Genomic DNA, 18,408 nt, shown 5'->3' with positions numbered 1-18,408 from the left:
TTATTAATATTAAATTTTTAATTAATTGTACGTTACCTCAAGTAACAACGACCTTAAGGTGGTTATTGCGGCGGGGCTCACCTCTTCCCATCCCGAACAGAGTAGTTAAGCCCGCCTGCGCAGATGGTACTGCAGTTATGTGGGAGAGTATGTCGTCGCCTTTCTTTTAAGAACCCTATCCAAATCGGATAGGGTTTTTTGTTTTATATAACTTTTGGTTGTTGTTTTTTTTAAACCATATAAGTGATGTAAGTTCATTTTAGATTTACTTTGCGACTCCTTGCGTAAATCCTTGCGTGCTTTGGGTTAAGCAGCACATATAAGAAACGCCATTATAACTGCTGTAATGATCAAATTTACAGATATAAATTGGGTAGTTTCATCTAAAATTTTTCTTTGTATTGTTTATGAAATCTTTGCGAACTTGGTGTTTAAAAGAGGTTAGAGGGTAATTGTGCGTTTGTTTAGTATTACAAATTAGAAATCTTCGCAAGTAACGGATTAACTTTAAAATTAAATGACTTGTTATCGTTATTAAACTTCTGAAAATCTGTTAAATTATAGTAAATAAAGGATTTTAGAGTAGGAGTGACTAGAGTTTTTAAATGCGAATCTGTATTTTTGTTTTTTAATTATAATCTAAATATGAAAAAAAGTATTTTATTGTTGGTATTATTTGCTATCACAAGTTTAAGTGCTCAAGAGCGCCCAAAATTAGTTGTAGGTATTGTAGTTGATCAAATGAAAATGGAATATCTCTATCGGTTTTCAGATGATTTTTCTCCAAATGGTTTTAATAGATTAATAAATAATGGATATACTTTTCAGAATATGCATTATAATTACATGCCAACTTATACTGCACCGGGACATGCTTCTATTTATACAGGGACGACACCGGCAACACATGGAATTGTAGGTAATGAATGGTTTAGCAGAACGCTTGGTAAAGAAATGTACTGTACAGATGATGCATCTGTTAAAACGGTTGGAGATGGTACTGTAGAAGAGGGTGCAATGTCACCAAAGAATCTGCAAAGTACTACTATAACTGACGAAGTTAGAATGGCAACAAATTTTACTGGAAAAGTAATCGGTCTTAGTTTGAAGGATCGTGGAGCAATTTTGCCTGCAGGACATTTTGCAAATTGGGCATTCTGGTACAGCAAAACAGGTTCTTTTATTTCGAGTACTTTTTATGGGGATAAATTACCTGATTGGGTTACCCAGTTCAATAATGAGAAGCGTTATTTGAAGTATATTAATAAAGGTTGGGATTTATATAAACCAGCTAGCACATACAATGAAAGCTTACCGGATAATAACCCGTATGAAGGGAAACTATATGGTAGTGCAGCGCCTGTTTTTCCATATGATTTGAAAACAATGTATGAGAAAAATGATGCAGGTATCTTAAGAGCGACTCCATATGGGAATGATTTGTTAGCTGAGTTTGCTATGGAAGCTATTGCGAAGGAAGATCTGGGTAAAGACAATAGTACCGATTTCCTTACTGTTAGTTTTTCTTCGACTGATTATGTTGGTCATTTACTTGGACCTCGTTCTATGGAGCTTCAGGATACTTATTTGAGATTGGATCAAACTATTGCTGACTTTTTAGCTTATCTTGATAAAACGGTTGGAAAAGACAATTATTTACTTTTTCTAACTGCTGATCATGCAGGGGCAGAAAATGTTATCTATTTAAAAGATCATAAATATAATGTAGATAATTATCCATCAAAAGACGTTAGGAAAAGCTTACAGGATTTTTCTGTGAAAACTTTTGGAGTAGATTTAATTTTAAATTATTCTAACTTTAATATTTTCTTCAATAAGAAACTTGTTAAGGATAAAAAATTGGATTTAGTTAATGTAAAGAAGGCTTTTAAAAGTTTTTTAATTGAACAACCACAAGTAAAGAGAGTGTATACCGAGGAAGAAATTTTGGCTAATTCCGGAAATGATTACTATTTAAACTTTGTCGCAAAAGGGTATGATGTAACTCAAAATGGAGATTTGATTATTGTAGACAAACCGGGTGATATTGAATATTCAACTACGGGAACTTCACACGGGACACCTTATAGCTATGATACACATGTTCCTGCGATTTTTTATGGCTGGCATATCAAAAAAGGAGAGTCGTATGATAAAAAAGGAATAACTGAAATTGCACCAACAATAGCGCAAAAAATAAAAGTTACCTTTCCAAATGGAACTGAAGCAAAAGTGCTTCAAGAAGTTTTGGATGAAAAGAAGTAATCTAGGATTGGTAGTTTTAAATAATTGAGGTAAAAACATCGTTATTTAAGTACTAGACGCATATTAAATTTAAAAACCCTGTCTTAATTCAAGACAGGGTTTTTTGTAACAAAAAAGGCTTTTCAATTAAGAAAAGCCTTTTTTATTTAGTAAGCACTTATTATAATGCTAGCAACTATGCGTTTGCTAACACTACTTCTTCGTTAAAAGGAAGATTCCATGCTTCAGCAACTCCTTTGTAAAGGATTTTACCATTAGCAACGTTTAATCCTTTTTTCAATTCTTCATTTTCAGCGCAAGCTTTTTCCCATCCTTTGTTAGCCAACTGTACAGCATACGGTAAAGTAGCATTAGTTAAAGCTAATGTAGAAGTATAAGGAACAGCTCCCGGCATATTTGCTACACAGTAGTGAACAATATCATCAATAATAAAAGTTGGGTTCTCGTGAGTTGTTGGAGTACAAGTCTCAATACAACCACCTTGATCTACCGCTACGTCAACAACAACAGTTCCCGGACGCATTAATTTTAACATATCACGAGTGATTAAGTGAGGCGCTTTTGCTCCTGGGATCAAAACTGCACCAACAATTAAATCTGCATCAGCAATTGCTCTGGTAATGTTATAGTGATTTGACATTTCTGTATTTACGTTAGCTGGCATGATATCATCTAACTGACGTAAACGTGGTAAGCTTAAATCCATAATAGTAACCTGAGCTCCTAAACCTGCTGCCATTTTAGCTGCTTGAGTACCAACGATACCTCCACCTAAAACTAAAACTTTTGCCGGTGGAACACCTGGAACACCTCCTAAAAGGATTCCTCTTCCTTTTAATGGTTTTTCAAGGTATTTTGCTCCTTGTTGAATAGCCATACGACCTGCAACCTCAGACATTGGAACTAATAAAGGTAAACTACGATCTGGTTTTTCAACTGTTTCGTAAGCTAAACATACCGCTCCTCTTTCTAACATAGCGTGTGTTAATGGCTCAGATGATGCAAAGTGGAAATAAGTGAAAAGTAATTGATCTTTTTTGATTAATGGGTACTCAGAAGCAATAGGCTCTTTTACTTTGATAATCATTTCAGCGATAGCATATACTTCTTCAATAGTTGCTAAAACTGTTGCACCAGCTTTTGCATATTCTTCATCAGCAAAACCACTACCTACACCTGCAGTTGCTTGAACGTAAACTACATGACCGTGTTTTTTCATTTCAGAAACTCCTGCTGGAGTTAAAGCTACACGATTTTCGTTATTCTTGATTTCTTTTGGAACACCTATTATCATATTGTTATATTTTTTTGTTTTTTGAAATTGTTTTTTACAAATTTACAGTTAGAGAATATATTATTGATAATTGATTGATAAATAAGAAAATATTATTTTATTTGTTACTTTTACAGAAAAATATTCTTTTGGGAAGTATTTTTCTTTCCTGAAAGAGAAAAAAAGACTTTTTTTAAATCAAAATTTATATCGTTTTCGTTATGGCTTTAGATGAAACTGACAAAAAAATCCTACGACTTTTACAGGAAGATGCGCATTACACGTTAAAAGACATTGCAAATAAGATTAATTTATCGTTAACGCCGGTTCATGATCGGGTCAAACGTCTTGAAAAAGAGGGCGTTATAGAAAAATATGTCACGATTTTAAACAAGAAAAAACTCGGAAATAACCTTACTGTGTATTGCCAAGTTACGTTGACCAAACAAACTTATGACACTTCGGAGGGGTTTAATCAATCTATTTTGAATTTACCGGAAGTGGTAGAGTGTAATTATGTTTCGGGGAATTTTGATTATATGCTCAAAATTATCATTCCGGATATGGAAAGCTACCATCGTTTTCACCAACAGAAATTATCAGTTTTACCGGAAGTCTCCTTATTAAATACCGTTTTTGTAATTTCTGAAGTAAAAAGTACCACGGTCTTGCCTATCTAAATTAAAAAACCACCAAGTAAACTTGATGGTTTTATTTAACACTGGTTTTGGTTTATATTAATAGTAAGTGAAACGTCTTACTTTTGCAATATATTTGGCTAAACGGATAACCTGATGGCTATAACCGTATTCATTGTCGTACCAGATGTATAATACAATATTTTTACCGTCTTTAGATACAATTGTAGCATTACTGTCATAAATTGAAGGCGCAGATGTACCAACGATATCTGAAGAAACTAATTCATTATTTAATGAATATTTAATTTGCTCTACCAATTCTCCTTCTAAAGCATATTTTTTCATTATTTTATTGATCGCAGCAACTGTCGTTCCTTTCTTAACTTCTAAATTCAGCACTACCAATGAACCATTTGGAACTGGAACTCTAATTGCATTTGAAGTCAATTTACCCTCTAGCGAAGGCAAAGCTTTGGCTACAGCACTTCCGGCTCCTGTTTCAGTGATTACCATATTTAAAGCTGCAGCTCTACCACGACGGTATTTTTTGTGCATGTTATCTACTAAATTCTGGTCGTTTGTGTAGGCATGGATAGTTTCCAGGTGACCTTTTACAACTCCCAATGTATCTTCGATAGCTTTTAATACCGGTGTAATGGCATTTGTAGTACAAGAAGCTGCTGAGAAAATATTAATCTCATCAGGATTGTATTCGTTATGGTTTACCCCATGTACAATATTAGGAACTCCTTTTCCTGGCGCAGTCAATAAAACTTTACCGGCACCATTTGAAGTCAAGTGTCTTTGTAAAGCAACTTCTGTAGTGAAAACTCCGGTATTGTCAATGATCAAAGCATCATTGATTCCGTATTGTGTGTAATCTATTTCTTCCGGTGTATTTGCTGTGATCATATGAACTGTAGTTCCGTTGATGATCAAAGCATTATTTTTAGGGTCAGTAGTTACAGAACCTTGGAAATCTCCGTGAATTGAATCGTATCGTAATAAAGAAGCTCTTTTTTCTAAACTAGTGGCATCGTTTGCATCACGAGTTACAATTGCTCTTAAACGTAATTGATTTCCTTTTCCAGTTTTAGACATTAATTCTCTGGCCAATAAGCGACCAATTCTTCCAAAACCATATAAAACCACATCTTTTGGTTGAATTTCTTCTGATGATTTGGCTTCTTTTAATTTATCAAGTACAAAATATCTTGCATCAGGATATTTCTCATCTTCCAGACGATACTCGTAAGTTAGTTTTCCTAAATCTAATTTTGAAGGTGGAAGATCTAACGACAGGATAACCTGAGCAATTTCAACTGAATCAAAAATGGTGATTGGCTTACCAACAAACTCACCTGCGTATTGATGTAAATTAATAATATCGCTTACATTTTTATCCAATAATTGATTCTTGAATAAAACCATTTCGATGGATTTGTCATACCATAAATCACTTATGATTTTGATTAATTCGACACCAGCTCTTCTTCGGTCGACTTGAAGTGATACTTCTTTTTGGTACAAAGATTTTTTGCTCATAATTGGAAATTTGGAAAAATAAATAGAGGACTATTTTAAAATTTTGCGCAAAAGTACCCATTTCAATCGATTTCGTAAACTATTTTAGCATTTTTTTTTGAAACTCACGAAAAAAATATTTTATTCCTGTTAAATTAAAATTGGGTTCCTGAAAACAAAAACAGAAATGGTTTTGGGAAGAAAAATAAAAAAGCCACCTTAAAAATAAGATGGCCTTTCGTTTTAATTTGAGTAAGATGTTTAGATAATAATTCTTAGAATTTCTCCATTTTTATTGATCATTTCAAGACGCATACTTTGTCCCTCATCTTTTTTATTTAAGAGTTTTGAAACCGTTTCAATATTTGTTGCTTTAACATTATCTATACTTAAAATAATATTGCCTTGTAATTCATTTTGGTACTGCATTAAATTTTCATTAGAAATACTTCTGATTTTTACACCATAATTTATGTTGAATTTCTTTTTATCGGCAGCATCAATATTTTCCAATTCTATACCTTTAAATTCGGTGCTGTAAAATTCATTTTTGCTTAAAGTTACCGGAACAGTTTTCGTTTTTCCGTCTTTAATATAAGTCACTTTAACAACATCATTTGGGCGTTTGGCATTGATGTAGCTCGAAAGGTCTGCATAAGTTGAAATATTTTGCTCGTCCAGTTTTACAATAATATCACCTTTTGTCAGTCCGGCTTTTTCTGCACCGGAATTTTTGGAAACTTTACTAATATAAAAACCTTGCGTTTCAGTAATTCCCAATTCTTTTGAAGCGGTACTGTTTAATTCTCCTCCTTCAACACCTAGAATTCCTCTTTGAACATTCCCAAATTCCATAATGTCCTCGATAATTTTTCGGGCAATATTAGACGGAACGGCAAATGAGTATCCAACATAAGAACCCGTCATTGAAGAAATCATAGTATTAATTCCAATTAATTCTCCACGAGTATTCACCAAAGCGCCACCGCTGTTTCCGGGATTTACGGCAGCATCCGTTTGAATGAAGGACTGAATGCCCTTTGTATCTAAATTTCTGGCTTTTGCCGAAACAATTCCCGCAGTTACAGTCGAAGTTAAATTATACGGATTTCCAACGGCCAGAACCCATTCACCGATTTTTACAGAATCTGAATTCGCAAAAGTCGTGTAAGGAAGTTTTTCATCGGCATTGATTTTTAATAAAGCAATATCCATTTTAGAATCTGTACCAATAAGTTTGGCTGTATATGATTTTTTATTGTTCAACGTAATTTCAATTTCCGAAGCGTCTTTAATTACGTGATTGTTGGTTACAATGTACCCGTCTTCAGAAATAATTACACCCGAACCGGTTCCTACTTGTTCCTGCTGCTGCTGTCCGCCATAACCATAGAAAAATTCCATCATGGGGTTACTAACAGTTCGTCGCGAGACGTTTTTTACGTGAACAACGGTGTGGATTGTTTTGTCTGCGGCTGCTGTGAAATCTACAGTTTCTGCTGCTAATGCAACATTTCTGCCAAACGAATTGGGAGCAAGAGTTACAACAGAATTTCCTTTTCCAAAAAAAGAAGTGTTGCTTTCAAATAATAACTTGTAAGCACCAAGGGTAATAGCGCCGCTAAATAATGACACTAAAAATAAGGCTGAAAATCTTTTCATAATTAGAATTTATATTTAAGTTATTTAACGTAAAATTACTTCAAAAAATTATTTAGAAAAATGGTTTAACGCTCTTTAACAATGATTAACATTTCATTAATTAATAGTTCGTACTTTTGTACTTCTTAAAGACAAAAAATGCAAGTAGAATTTTATAAATATCAAGGTACAGGGAATGATTTTGTGATGATTGACAATCGTTCTGAATTTTTTCCTAAAGACAATATAAAACTGATTGAACGCCTGTGTGACAGACGATTTGGAATCGGAGCTGACGGACTTATTTTGCTGGAAAATGATTCCGAGACTGACTTTAGAATGGTATATTATAATTCAGACGGAAATCAGAGTTCCATGTGTGGAAACGGTGGTCGTTGTCTGGTTGCATTTGCTAATCAGTTGGGTGTAATTGAAAATAAAACAACTTTTATAGCAACAGACGGTTTACATCACGCGTCTGTTGGAGAAGATGCTATTATTTCATTGCAAATGATAGATGTTGATGAAATTCAAAAGAAAGATTCTTATACTTTTCTGAATACAGGTTCTCCGCATCACGTGCAAATTGTTGAAGATTTAGAGCATTATAATGTGAAAGAAAATGGAGCGGCAATTCGTTATGGTGCTTTATATGGAGAAAAAGGAAGCAATATTAATTTTGTTAAAAAAGTAGACGACAGCACTTTTTCGCTTCGTACGTACGAGCGTGGTGTTGAAGATGAAACTTTAGCTTGTGGAACCGGTGCGACAGCTGTTGCAATAGCGATGAATGCAATTGGTCAAACGGATAAAACTTCAATTAATTTGAATGTTGAAGGTGGAAAACTAATCGTTTCTTTTGATAAAACCGGAGATCATTTTTCGAATGTGTTTTTGACCGGACCTGCAAAATTTGTTTTTAAAGGAACTATTGAGGTTTAAAAGTTATAAGTGAAAGATCTGAAATCAGAAATCGAATATCAGCAATCTAAAATCTAAAATCAACTATGATAACTCTAAAAGGAGAATCGGTTTACCTGCGGGCATTAGAACCTAATGATCTGGAATTTGTGTATGCAATGGAGAACGATCAGAGTATTTGGGAGGTTAGTAATACCCAAACGCCTTATAGTAGGTTTTTAGTTCGGCAGTATCTCGAAAATGCGCATCAGGATATTTATGAAGCCAAACAATTGCGGTTGGCGATTTGTCAGGATGAAGATTTTCCGGCTGTTGGATTGATTGATTTATTTGAATTTGATCCTAAAAATAACAGAGCAGGAGTTGGAATTGTGATTCAAAGTAAAGAGAACAGAAAGCAAAATATTGGTTCTGAGGCTTTAGAGCTACTGATTAAATACTCTTTTCACAATTTAAATCTGCATCAATTATATGCAAATATTAATGTAGGGAATGTAGCTAGTATAGCACTTTTTACTAAATTTGGCTTCAAGGAAATAGGAATTAAAAAAGATTGGATTCTGGTAAACAATCAGTATCAGGACGAAGCAATTTTTCAGTTAATTAACAAACAAATTTAAAATCTTAGCTTTGAGTATAAAAAAAATAATCACGTTAGCTGCCGTAGCCGTAATTTCAGTTTTAATGATTTACGGATTTATTTTAATCAGTAGAATTTTTAGTGCCAATACTAAATTCGAAGAAAAAGAAGTGTACGTATACGTTCCTACCGGAGCCAATTATACGGATGTGAAAAAAATAATACAACCGTATATCAAGAATTTCGATAATTTTGAAATGGTTGCCAATAAAAGAAGTTATCCTGAAAATGTAAAATCAGGTCGTTTTTTGCTTAAAAAAGATATGAATAACATCGATTTGGTTCGTGCGATGCGTTCTAATGTCCCTGTGAAATTAGCTTTTAATAACCAGGAACGTTTAGAGAATTTTGCCGGAAGAGTAGGAGCAGAAATCGAAGCGGACAGTTTGTCTTTAATGAAAGCGATTAAAGATTCGACTTTCTTAAAAGCAAACGGTTTTAATGAAGAGAATGTTTTTGCGATGTTTATTCCGAATACTTATGAAATTTATTGGAATACTTCTGCAGAAAAGTTTCGTGATAAAATGATCAAGGAATACCATAATTTCTGGACAGCTGATCGTATTGCAAAAGCAAAAGCTCAGGGATTGACTCCGGTTCAGGCTACAATTTTGGCCTCTATTGTTCATAAAGAATCCGTTAAAAAAGACGAAAGACCTCGAATTGCAGGTGTATATTTAAATCGTTTGCGTTTGGCGATGCCGTTACAGGCTGATCCGACCGTTATTTATGCTTTAAAATTAAAAGCGAATGATTTTGATCAGGTTATAAAAAGAGTTTTTTATAATGACCTGATTATGAAATCTCCTTACAATACTTATGTAAATGTAGGTCTTCCTCCGGGGCCAATTGCGATGCCTGACATTACGGCTCTTGATGCGGTTTTAAATCCGGAGAAGCATGATTATATTTATTTTTGTGCCAGCGTAGATCGTTTTGGATATCATGAATTTGCTTCTACTTATGAGCAACATACTGTAAATGCAAAAAAATATTCAGACTGGATCGCTAGTCAGGGCGTAACAAGATAGTTTTGAGTTTTAAAAAGATCCTTATTTTATCGGTTTTATTTTTTTTGAATTTTCATTGGATGGAAGCTCAAAGTAAAATCGATGCTTTTTTAACGCCTTCAGATACTTTAAATCTAAAAAGACAAAATACAGTTATAGTGACTGAAGCTGCTTTAGCTTCAGTCACTTTATTGGGTTTAAATCAGATCTGGTATTCTGATTATCCGAAGTCAAATTTTCATTTTATAAATGATAATAAAGAATGGCTGCAAATGGATAAAGTGGGCCATTTCTACTCTGCTTATCATTTGGGAAGATTTGGTGCAGAAGCACTTAATTGGAGCGGTGCTGATACTAAAAAGCAATTAATTTATGGTGCGGGTATAGGCTTTGTTTTTCTGGCAGCCGTTGAAGTGATGGATGGTTATTCTTCTGAATGGGGAGCTTCTTCGGGCGATATTATTGCTAATACTGCAGGAACCGCATTGTATGTCTCTCAGGAATTACTTTGGAAAGAGCAGCGTATTACACCTAAGTTTTCTTTTCATACAACTTCATATGCCAATCAAAGACCAAATGTTTTAGGGAAATCTCTTAATGAGCAAGTACTAAAAGATTATAATGGACAGACGTATTGGCTTTCTGTAAATCTTCATTCTTTTGCAAAAAAATCAAAAATTCCGAAGTGGTTTAATGTTGCTTTTGGATATGGAGCCGAAGGCATGTTATCGGGAAATGTGCAAAACGAAATTCCGATTTCAGTCGAAAATCCCGAAAGATACCGTCAGTTTTTTCTTAGTTTTGATGTTGATTTAGCTAAAATTAACACAAAATCGCATTTTTTGAAAACTATTTTCTCGGTTTTGAACACGATTAAAATTCCGGCGCCAACTTTGGAATACTCCGCCAATAAAGGGCTTAAAGCACATGCGTTTTATTTTTAAAAACGTTAATTAATTGATTATCAGTATATTTGTAAATTGTTTTACCTTTGCACCGTAGAAATTTCAAAAAGGTGACAGCGTTTTGAAGAAAAACAATTTATGATAAAGAAATGGTACTTTTACTCGAGTTTGATCGTAGTTATTACATTTTTAAGCCTGGGTTTTAAACCCTTTAATCTAAAAACCAAACCTTGGTTTTTAATCGAAAAAACAGATGGATCCGAATACTTATTTCCATCGCAAGAAAAGGATGATTATCCTAATTTAAATTACAACTTTCCCTACACCGGAAATCATCTTATTGGTTTTAAAGAAGCAGTAGCTTTTAAAGAATCTCAAGGTAAATACCGATTAGTAAATTCCCTGGGATATATGGGGAAATACCAATTTGGTTCTCAAGCTTTACGAGCAATCGGTGTCCGTAATGAAAAAGCCTTTTTGAAAGATCCCGCTTTACAGGAAAAAGCATTCGTGGCGTTATTGTCTAAAAACAAATGGATTTTGCGTAACGAAATTGAAAAGTATGAAGGGAAAGTGATTAGTGGTATCGAAATTACAGAATCTGGAATTTTGGCTGCCGCACACCTTGGAGGAGCTGGTTCAGTAAAAAACTTCTTTAAAAACAAAGGAAACAGGCATTTCAGAGATGCTTTTGGTACTTCGTTGAGAAGTTATATGAAAGCTTTCGGAGGTTATGACCTTTCTTATATTGAAGCAGATAGTAATGCTACAATTAATGATTAATAGAGTGTGAACTTTATGAGAGAACCTGCTTTTTAGAGCAGGTTTTTTTTTATGTCTAATTTTTTTATGTCTGTCTTTTTTAATGTGGGATTATGCACGAGCTTGTCATTTCGAGGTACGAGAAATCACACCAGAAATTCCGCATAGAAAATCGCCAATCTTTGTGGAGTTACGTGTGTGATTTCTCGTACCTCGAAATGACATAGTTTGTGGTGAAGGTAATAAATTGGGCTAGTCAAAACGATAATTAAGAAATTTCGCATAGAAAATCTCCAGTCTTTGTGGAGTTACGTGTGTGATTTCTCGTACCTCGAAATGACATACTTTGTGGTGAAGGTAATAAAACAGATTATTGAAAATGATAATTAAGAAAATCAAATAGTGGATTTTGTTTTTTAATTAACGCTAGTTTTTTATCCCTGTTCCATTTTTTTAATTCTTTTTCTCTTAGAATTGCTTCTTGAATCCAAACAAATTTTTCATAATAAACTAAAAATTCAATATTGTATTTTGATGCAAATGTTTTCTTCTTGATTTCTATATTTTCTTTGTGTTGATACAATCTCAATTTTAAATTCTTGGTCACACCAATGTAAAACGTCGAACGATGTTTATTTGTGATAATGTAAACATAATAAGTATGATAACCGTATTGAGGATTTAGCATATTGAGCACTATTTTAAAGTACGAATATACTTATTATTTGAGTAGCCCAAATATTTGTTTTAATCCATTTGTCATTTCGACAAAGGAGAAATCGCATCCAATATTCGACAAAGATTGGCGATTTTCTATGCGGAGTTTCTTGTGTGATTTCTCCTTTGTCGAAATGACAAAGAGGAAAAAAAAAGAGAGACAACTGTCTCTCTTAGAATTACTTTACCTGCTCAAAAAAAGCAGTTTTTATGATGTTTAATTTTCTAGTCAATTAAGATGTCTAGAATTTTTATAGCAGCTTCACTAATTTTAGTTCCGGGACCAAAAACGGCAACGGCACCGGCATCGAATAAATATTGATAATCTTGTGCGGGAATTACACCACCTACAATTACCATTATATCTTCTCTACCGTGTTTTTTAAGTTCTTCAATTACTTGAGGGACCAATGTTTTATGTCCGGCGGCCAATGATGAAACGCCTAATATATGCACGTCATTTTCTACCGCTTGTTTAGCTGCTTCGGCAGGAGTTTGAAAAAGCGGACCAATGTCTACGTCAAAACCAACATCGGCGTAGCCTGTTGCTACTACTTTTGCGCCACGATCATGTCCGTCTTGTCCCATTTTGGCAATCATGATTCTTGGGCGTCTTCCTTCTTGTTTTGCAAAGACATTTGCTAATTGTTTTGCCTTTTCAAAAGTCTCGTCGTTTTTTATTGCTGCACTATACACACCGCTAAAGGATTTAATTTGTGCTTTAAATCTTCCGAAGATACTTTCCAGAGCATCACTGATTTCGCCTAAAGTTGCTCTGTTTCTGGCAGCTTCAACAGCAATTTCGAGTAAGTTTCCCTGTCCGGTTTTAGCACAAAGAATTAATTTTTCCAGTGATTGATTTACTTTTTCAGTATCTCTTTTTGATTTTATTTCTTCCAGACGCTCTACTTGTTGTTTTCGAACCATTTGGTTGTCTACATCAAGGATATGTAAAGGATCTTCTTTTTCTAATCTAAATTGGTTTACACCTACGATAATATCTTGTCCGCTGTCAATTCTTGCCTGTTTTCTGGCTGCAGCTTCTTCGATTCTTAGTTTTGGAATTCCGGCTTCGATGGCTTTGGTCATTCCGCCTAATTCTTCTACTTCTTCAATCAGTTTCCAGGTGCTTTTTACAATTTCGTTTGTCAGGCTTTCAACATAATAACTACCGGCCCAAGGATCGACTGTTTTGGTGATCTTTGTTTCTTCTTGTAAAAAGATTTGTGTATTACGGGCAATTCTTGCCGAGAAATCGGTTGGTAAAGCAATTGCTTCATCTAAGGCGTTGGTGTGCAAAGATTGGGTTCCTCCAAAAGCGGCTGCCGTTGCTTCGATACAAGTTCTGGCCACATTGTTAAAAGGATCTTGCTCAGTTAAACTCCAACCACTAGTTTGGCAGTGGGTTCTTAATGCCAAAGATTTATCGCTTTTTGGGTTAAATTGTTGGATTAATTTTGCCCAGATCATTCTTCCCGCTCTCATTTTGGCAATCTCCATAAAATGATTCATTCCGATGGCCCAGAAAAAAGAAAGGCGCGGAGCAAACTCATCAATGGTCATTCCCGTAGAAAGACCGGTTCTGATGTATTCTAAACCATCTGCCAGAGTGTATGCCAATTCAATATCGGCGGTTGCACCGGCTTCCTGCATATGATATCCTGAGATTGAGATCGAATTGAATTTGGGCATTTTCTTGCTCGTAAATTCAAAAATATCAGCTATTATTTTCATCGAAGGGGTGGGTGGATAGATGTAGGTATTTCTAACCATAAATTCTTTCAGGATATCATTTTGTATAGTTCCTGAAAGTTTTTGTATGGCGACTCCTTGTTCTTCGGCTGCCACAATATAAAAGGCCATAATAGGCAATACTGCGCCATTCATGGTCATTGAAACCGACATTTCATCTAAAGGAATCTGGTCAAAGAGTACTTTCATATCTTCAACAGAATCTATGGCTACACCGGCTTTTCCGACATCGCCTACAACACGTTCGTGGTCTGAATCATAGCCGCGGTGTGTAGGTAAGTCAAAGGCAATCGATAGCCCTTTTTGTCCTGCTGCAAGATTTCGTCTGTAAAATGCGTTGCTTTCTTCTGCGGTAGAGAATCCTGCGTACTGACGAATCGTCCACGGGCGTCTTACGTACATGGTCGCATAAGGGCCTCGTAAATTAGGGGCAAAGCCTGCTCCAAAGTCCAAAAATTCTAAGTTCTCTAGATCTTTTTCAGAATAGGTTTGTTTCAGCTCAATTCCTTCAGCAGTTAAAAAGCTGCTTGCTGGTTGTTGTTCAACAGTGGGCTTCTCGCTTTTAAAATCTAACTTTATATGTGTAAGGTCTTTTCTTATCATGGAAATACTCTTTTGAGTAGTTTGATTAATTACTATGGAAAACTATTATTCTAATTCCAGACGTTCCTGTTCCAGTTTTTCAGCTAATCGTTTTTCTATAATTGGCGTAATTAACGTTTTTCTAGGTTTTACTTTTACAAATGGAAACAACTCTAAATCATGTTTCATTTTGTCGTCTTTATTAGGGTATTTATTGGTTCCCAGTAAAACTTCTTTTTTAGAATCAAATAATTCCTGCTCTTTAGCGGCGCTTTCCTGAATTTTCTTTTTGATGGTTCCATCGTTTAAAAGTTTCAGAAAACCTCCATTAGCTTCAATATCTTTAAATAATGCCAGTCCTTTTTCTGCAAGTTGCATGGTCAGGCTTTCAATATAATAACTTCCATCGGCCGGATTGTCTACTTTGTCAAAGTAACTTTCGTGTTTTAAAACCAATAATTGATTTCGGGCAATTCGGTCTCCAAATTCATTGTCTTTGTGGTATAAGGAGTCGTAAGGCAAATTGGCAATTGCATCTGCTCCACCAAGAATAGCCGACATACATTCGGTGGTGGTACGAAGCATATTTACATTATAATCGTAAATCGTTTTGTTGCGTTTTGTTGGTGTTACTAGTAAATGGCAGTCAATATCCGGATGGTATTCGTTGGCTATCAATTTGAAAAGCATTCGCAGGGCGCGAAGTTTAGCAATTTCAAAGAAATAATTAGTTCCCACCGAAACCTGAAATACAATCTGCTTTAGCGCGTTGGGTGTGCGGTTCAGGTACTCGTTGGCGTGCGCTAAACTATACCCGATTTGTTGTGTGATTGTGGCTCCTGCATTTTGATACAGACCTAAGTCTACACTTAATAATGTTGTATTTGAAGTTGCTTTTGAAATGTTTTCAATCGTCTCAAAATTATTTTTATCAGAAGTAGTAAACCAGTTTCCTTCTCTTGCAAAATGACCAATTGGATCTAAATTACAGTAAAAAGTACTCTTTTTTTGAATGGCAATGGCGTCGAGTTGTTTTACGAAATCGATTGAAATGAAATTCAAATTAAAGTAAACAATTCTATTTTCTAAAGGAAGACTTTCTAATAATTGCTGAACGTCAGTTTTTTCGTTTTCAATTGTGAAACGAAGACTTTCAGCACCTCTTTCTATGGTATTTAAAGCTCTTTGAATGGACTTGTCAATATCATAAACAAAGATGTTCTGACAAATTTTAAATTCAGTGACTTTTGTCTCTACGGTAGCAGCTTTTGAGAATTCATCTCTATGATAAAATGGTTTTACCTGAATGTCTTCAGGGGAATTCCAGATTACGGTTTCGTTATAATCAGCTCCATCCAATTCAAACTGAATTTTTTGTTTCCATTGTTTGGATGAAATAGGACTAAAATCGTCGAATAGGGTAGTAGCCATTTAGTGGTTTTTTTTCTGATTATTCTTTGGTTTCGGGAATAGTGTCTCCTTCAAATTGAATGATGTATATGTCTTCGCTGTCTTTTTTCATATAGTACTTCTCGCGGGCATATTTTTCTATTTGTTCGGGATTTTTCAATAGTTTGATTTGTTCCTGATCTTTTCTGATTTCCTCTTGATAATATTTTTTATTGTCTTCGAGTTCATCAATTTGATGGTCCAGGAAACGGTGATCAAAATAGGAGTAATTATCTAAAAATAGCATCCAGACCACAAAAAATAATAATACCCAAACGTATTTATTGCCCAGAAGACTGAGCCAGGATTTTCCTTTGAAAGGGTTTGTTATTTTCATTTTAAACGGTTGTAATTTTAGTATTTGATTCCTCTTTTGACCCGGCTGCTCCTTTATCTTTTTATGGTTTGACGATCATAAAAGGATAAAGGGAAAGCGGGTTATGGCTTTTAGCTTTAATGCAATAAATTTACAATAAAAATTATAAAATTCGCTGATTTATTACGGCACGAACTACATCAATAGCTACAGTGTTGTATTTGTCATTTGGTATAATGATGTCTGCAAAAGCTTTTGATGGTTCGATAAATTGCTCGTGCATAGGTTTTAAGGTGTTCTGATAACGTGTTAAAACTTCATCAATATCACGACCACGTTCTGAAATATCACGTTTTAAACGACGGATTAATCTTTCATCTGAATCGGCATGAACGTATATTTTAATATCAAAAAGATCACGAAGCTCCGGATTTGTTAAGATTAAGATTCCTTCAACGATCATTACTTTTCTCGGATGTGTTGAAACTGTATCGTCTGTTCTATTGTGTTGTATAAAAGAATATACAGGTTGATCAATCGTTTCTCCTGCTTTTAATGCTTTTAAATGTTTTACCAATAATTCAAAATCAATCGCACGCGGGTGATCAAAATTAATTAATGCTCTTTCGTCAAATGATAGATTAGTGGTTTCTTTGTAATATGAATCCTGAGAAATTACGCCAACTTCTGTGTCTGGTAATTCGTTCATGATTTGGTGTACTACTGTTGTTTTTCCACTTCCTGTTCCTCCTGCAAGTCCAATAATGAGCATAAATTTGTTGTTATATATTTGTATTGCAAAAATAATAATTTAAGTCAATATTATAATAAGAAGTTTAAAGAAGGTTTAGAATTGTTTGCCTTAATTGCGAATTGTTTAACGCTTTTTTTAAACCATATAAGTTATATAAGAAAATATAAGCAGTCGCGTAGATTTACATTGCATTTAAATGTACTTACATGACTTATATGGTGAAAAAAAATAAAAAAAATAAAAAAAATCCCGACAGTTACTACCGTCGGGATTTAGTGCAATCAGTATAGTCTTTTGAAAATATTCTGAATTTAGTAAGCACATTAATTATTTATTCTTTTTTGCTTTTATCATCATTTCAAGCTGATCCCAAAGTTCTTCCGGAATAGCTTCTAATAAGTTAAATTGTCCGGCACCTTTTAACCATTCACCACCATCAATTGTGATCACATCACCATTTACATAAGCAGAGAAATCTGAAACCAAATAAGCTGCCAAGTTGGCCAACTCCTGGTGATCACCTACACGTTTTAAAGGTACTTTTTTAGCCATGTCGAATTTTTCAGCTAAATCTCCGGGTAATAATCTATCCCAGGCACCTTTAGTTGGGAATGGCCCCGGAGCAATGGCGTTAGAACGGATTCCGTATTTGGCCCATTCTACAGCAAGACTGCGTGTCATTGCCAAAACTCCCGCTTTTGCTGTTGCACTAGGTACTACATATGCAGAACCAGTCCAGGCATAAGTGGTCACGATATTTAAAATCGTAGCTGATTTTTGTTTGCTGTCGATCCAGTGTTTTCCAAAAGCCAGTGTACAGTTTTTAGAACCTTTAAGAACGATGTCTATAACAGTATCAAATGCATTTGCAGACAATCTTTCTGTTGGAGAAATGAAATTCCCGGCCGCATTGTTCAAAAGAACATCTACTTTTCCGAAAGCTTTCAGAACTTCCTGAAGCATGTTTTCTACTTCTTCATAGTGACGAACATCACATTGAAGAGGCAAACATTTTCCGCCAGTTTCTGCTTCCAGCTCGGTAGCCGTGTTTTTTAGTTTTTCTAAATCTCTTGAAGTAATCGCCACCTGAGCTCCTAATTCTAAGAAGTATTTGGTCATGGCTTTTCCTAAACCACTTCCGCCGCCTGTAACTACGATAACTTTGCCTTTTAAAGCATCATCTCGTAACATTTTATCTGTATAGCTCATATTTTCTTTTTTTTACAATATTAATCAAATATATAGTATGCGTGCAT

Annotated in this window: 16 protein-coding genes and 1 rRNA gene; 8 read left to right on the top strand and 9 right to left on the bottom strand. The window is 34.7% G+C overall.

Features of this window, described 5'->3' with window-relative positions; genetic code table 11:
* Positions 1-54 precede the first annotated feature (54 nt).
* Positions 55-164, top strand: a 5S ribosomal RNA gene (gene rrf / locus AB674_RS20800).
* Positions 165-645: 481 nt separating this feature from the next.
* On the top strand, positions 646-2,265 hold the full coding sequence (gene pafA, locus AB674_RS20795; RefSeq protein ID WP_047779215.1) for an alkaline phosphatase PafA: 1,620 nt from the start codon (positions 646-648) through the stop codon (positions 2,263-2,265).
* 175 nt (positions 2,266-2,440) lie between these two features.
* Here the strand turns inward: pafA and ald are convergent, their stop codons facing one another.
* Positions 2,441-3,559: an alanine dehydrogenase gene (ald, locus tag AB674_RS20790; RefSeq protein ID WP_047779214.1), complete on the bottom strand. Its 1,119-nt coding sequence runs from the start codon at positions 3,557-3,559 to the stop codon at positions 2,441-2,443.
* A gap of 200 nt (positions 3,560-3,759) precedes the next feature.
* Between ald and AB674_RS20785 the strand changes: the two genes are divergently transcribed.
* Positions 3,760-4,218 carry an Lrp/AsnC family transcriptional regulator gene (locus tag AB674_RS20785; RefSeq protein ID WP_047779213.1) on the top strand — a complete coding sequence of 153 codons (459 nt, stop codon included), beginning with the start codon at positions 3,760-3,762 and terminating at the stop codon, positions 4,216-4,218.
* 57 nt (positions 4,219-4,275) lie between these two features.
* Here the strand turns inward: AB674_RS20785 and AB674_RS20780 are convergent, their stop codons facing one another.
* Together AB674_RS20780 and AB674_RS20775 are read right to left on the bottom strand one after the other, a co-directional pair.
* A complete protein-coding gene (locus AB674_RS20780) occupies positions 4,276-5,724 on the bottom strand; it encodes a glyceraldehyde-3-phosphate dehydrogenase (RefSeq protein WP_047779212.1) in 1,449 nt (482 codons plus the stop codon).
* Positions 5,725-5,964: 240 nt separating this feature from the next.
* Positions 5,965-7,365, bottom strand: a complete 1,401-nt coding sequence (locus AB674_RS20775; protein ID WP_047779211.1) for a trypsin-like peptidase domain-containing protein — start codon at positions 7,363-7,365, stop codon at positions 5,965-5,967.
* Positions 7,366-7,503: 138 nt separating this feature from the next.
* Here AB674_RS20775 and dapF point away from each other — a divergent pair, with 138 nt between their 5' ends.
* The 5 genes from dapF to AB674_RS20750 all read left to right on the top strand — a co-directional run bounded on the left by dapF (position 7,504) and on the right by AB674_RS20750 (position 11,603).
* Positions 7,504-8,286, top strand: a complete 783-nt coding sequence (gene dapF, locus AB674_RS20770; RefSeq protein ID WP_047779210.1) for a diaminopimelate epimerase — start codon at positions 7,504-7,506, stop codon at positions 8,284-8,286.
* Positions 8,287-8,351: 65 nt separating this feature from the next.
* Entirely contained in the window at positions 8,352-8,885 is a 534-nt protein-coding gene (locus tag AB674_RS20765; RefSeq protein WP_047779209.1) for a GNAT family N-acetyltransferase, read from the top strand.
* 10 nt (positions 8,886-8,895) lie between these two features.
* Positions 8,896-9,936, top strand: coding sequence for an endolytic transglycosylase MltG (gene mltG / locus AB674_RS20760; RefSeq protein WP_047779208.1), 1,041 nt, complete (start codon positions 8,896-8,898; stop codon positions 9,934-9,936).
* Positions 9,937-9,995: 59 nt separating this feature from the next.
* Positions 9,996-10,859: a DUF2279 domain-containing protein gene (locus AB674_RS20755; protein ID WP_047779207.1), complete on the top strand. Its 864-nt coding sequence runs from the start codon at positions 9,996-9,998 to the stop codon at positions 10,857-10,859.
* A 99-nt stretch (positions 10,860-10,958) separates the two neighbouring features.
* Complete coding sequence (locus AB674_RS20750) at positions 10,959-11,603, top strand: hypothetical protein (protein ID WP_047779206.1); 645 nt, start codon at positions 10,959-10,961, stop codon at positions 11,601-11,603.
* A 349-nt stretch (positions 11,604-11,952) separates the two neighbouring features.
* Here AB674_RS20750 and AB674_RS20745 read toward each other — a convergent pair whose 3' ends face one another.
* From AB674_RS20745 to AB674_RS20720, 6 genes are all read right to left on the bottom strand, one after another.
* Positions 11,953-12,270 (bottom strand): GIY-YIG nuclease family protein, encoded by a 318-nt coding sequence (locus AB674_RS20745; RefSeq protein WP_047779205.1) that lies wholly within the window; start codon positions 12,268-12,270, stop codon positions 11,953-11,955.
* Between the two features lie 254 nt (positions 12,271-12,524).
* The gene (gene scpA, locus AB674_RS20740; RefSeq protein WP_047779204.1) at positions 12,525-14,654 is read right to left on the bottom strand and encodes a methylmalonyl-CoA mutase; all 2,130 of its coding nucleotides are present in this window, start codon (positions 14,652-14,654) and stop codon (positions 12,525-12,527) included.
* 45 nt (positions 14,655-14,699) lie between these two features.
* A complete protein-coding gene (locus AB674_RS20735) occupies positions 14,700-16,064 on the bottom strand; it encodes a methylmalonyl-CoA mutase subunit beta (protein ID WP_047779203.1) in 1,365 nt (454 codons plus the stop codon).
* 19 nt (positions 16,065-16,083) lie between these two features.
* Positions 16,084-16,419, bottom strand: a complete 336-nt coding sequence (locus tag AB674_RS20730) for an FtsB family cell division protein (RefSeq protein WP_047779202.1) — start codon at positions 16,417-16,419, stop codon at positions 16,084-16,086.
* A 142-nt stretch (positions 16,420-16,561) separates the two neighbouring features.
* Positions 16,562-17,170, bottom strand: coding sequence for a uridine kinase (gene udk, locus AB674_RS20725; protein ID WP_047779201.1), 609 nt, complete (start codon positions 17,168-17,170; stop codon positions 16,562-16,564).
* A gap of 309 nt (positions 17,171-17,479) precedes the next feature.
* On the bottom strand, positions 17,480-18,361 hold the full coding sequence (locus tag AB674_RS20720) for an SDR family oxidoreductase (protein WP_047779200.1): 882 nt from the start codon (positions 18,359-18,361) through the stop codon (positions 17,480-17,482).
* Positions 18,362-18,408 lie beyond the last annotated feature (47 nt).

The sequence above is a fragment of the Flavobacterium sp. ABG genome, assembly GCF_001027725.1.
GTDB classification, from domain to species: Bacteria; Bacteroidota; Bacteroidia; order Flavobacteriales; family Flavobacteriaceae; genus Flavobacterium; species Flavobacterium cupriresistens.
The sequence above is the reverse complement of the archived record's forward strand: the minus strand, read 5'-3'. Positions and strand labels throughout refer to the sequence as shown.

Coding starts and splice junctions, on each gene's coding strand:
- udk (WP_047779201.1), bottom strand. CDS start 17,170: ATGCTCATTATTGGACTTGCAGGAGGAACAGGAAGTGGAAAAACAACA.
- AB674_RS20730 (WP_047779202.1), bottom strand. CDS start 16,419: ATGAAAATAACAAACCCTTTCAAAGGAAAATCCTGGCTCAGTCTTCTG.
- dapF (WP_047779210.1), top strand. CDS start 7,504: ATGCAAGTAGAATTTTATAAATATCAAGGTACAGGGAATGATTTTGTG.
- AB674_RS20785 (WP_047779213.1), top strand. CDS start 3,760: ATGGCTTTAGATGAAACTGACAAAAAAATCCTACGACTTTTACAGGAA.
- AB674_RS20765 (WP_047779209.1), top strand. CDS start 8,352: ATGATAACTCTAAAAGGAGAATCGGTTTACCTGCGGGCATTAGAACCT.
- AB674_RS20720 (WP_047779200.1), bottom strand. CDS start 18,361: ATGAGCTATACAGATAAAATGTTACGAGATGATGCTTTAAAAGGCAAA.
- AB674_RS20780 (WP_047779212.1), bottom strand. CDS start 5,724: ATGAGCAAAAAATCTTTGTACCAAAAAGAAGTATCACTTCAAGTCGAC.
- AB674_RS20735 (WP_047779203.1), bottom strand. CDS start 16,064: ATGGCTACTACCCTATTCGACGATTTTAGTCCTATTTCATCCAAACAA.
- AB674_RS20745 (WP_047779205.1), bottom strand. CDS start 12,270: ATGCTAAATCCTCAATACGGTTATCATACTTATTATGTTTACATTATC.
- AB674_RS20750 (WP_047779206.1), top strand. CDS start 10,959: ATGATAAAGAAATGGTACTTTTACTCGAGTTTGATCGTAGTTATTACA.
- pafA (WP_047779215.1), top strand. CDS start 646: ATGAAAAAAAGTATTTTATTGTTGGTATTATTTGCTATCACAAGTTTA.
- scpA (WP_047779204.1), bottom strand. CDS start 14,654: ATGATAAGAAAAGACCTTACACATATAAAGTTAGATTTTAAAAGCGAG.
- AB674_RS20755 (WP_047779207.1), top strand. CDS start 9,996: ATGGAAGCTCAAAGTAAAATCGATGCTTTTTTAACGCCTTCAGATACT.
- ald (WP_047779214.1), bottom strand. CDS start 3,559: ATGATAATAGGTGTTCCAAAAGAAATCAAGAATAACGAAAATCGTGTA.
- AB674_RS20775 (WP_047779211.1), bottom strand. CDS start 7,365: ATGAAAAGATTTTCAGCCTTATTTTTAGTGTCATTATTTAGCGGCGCT.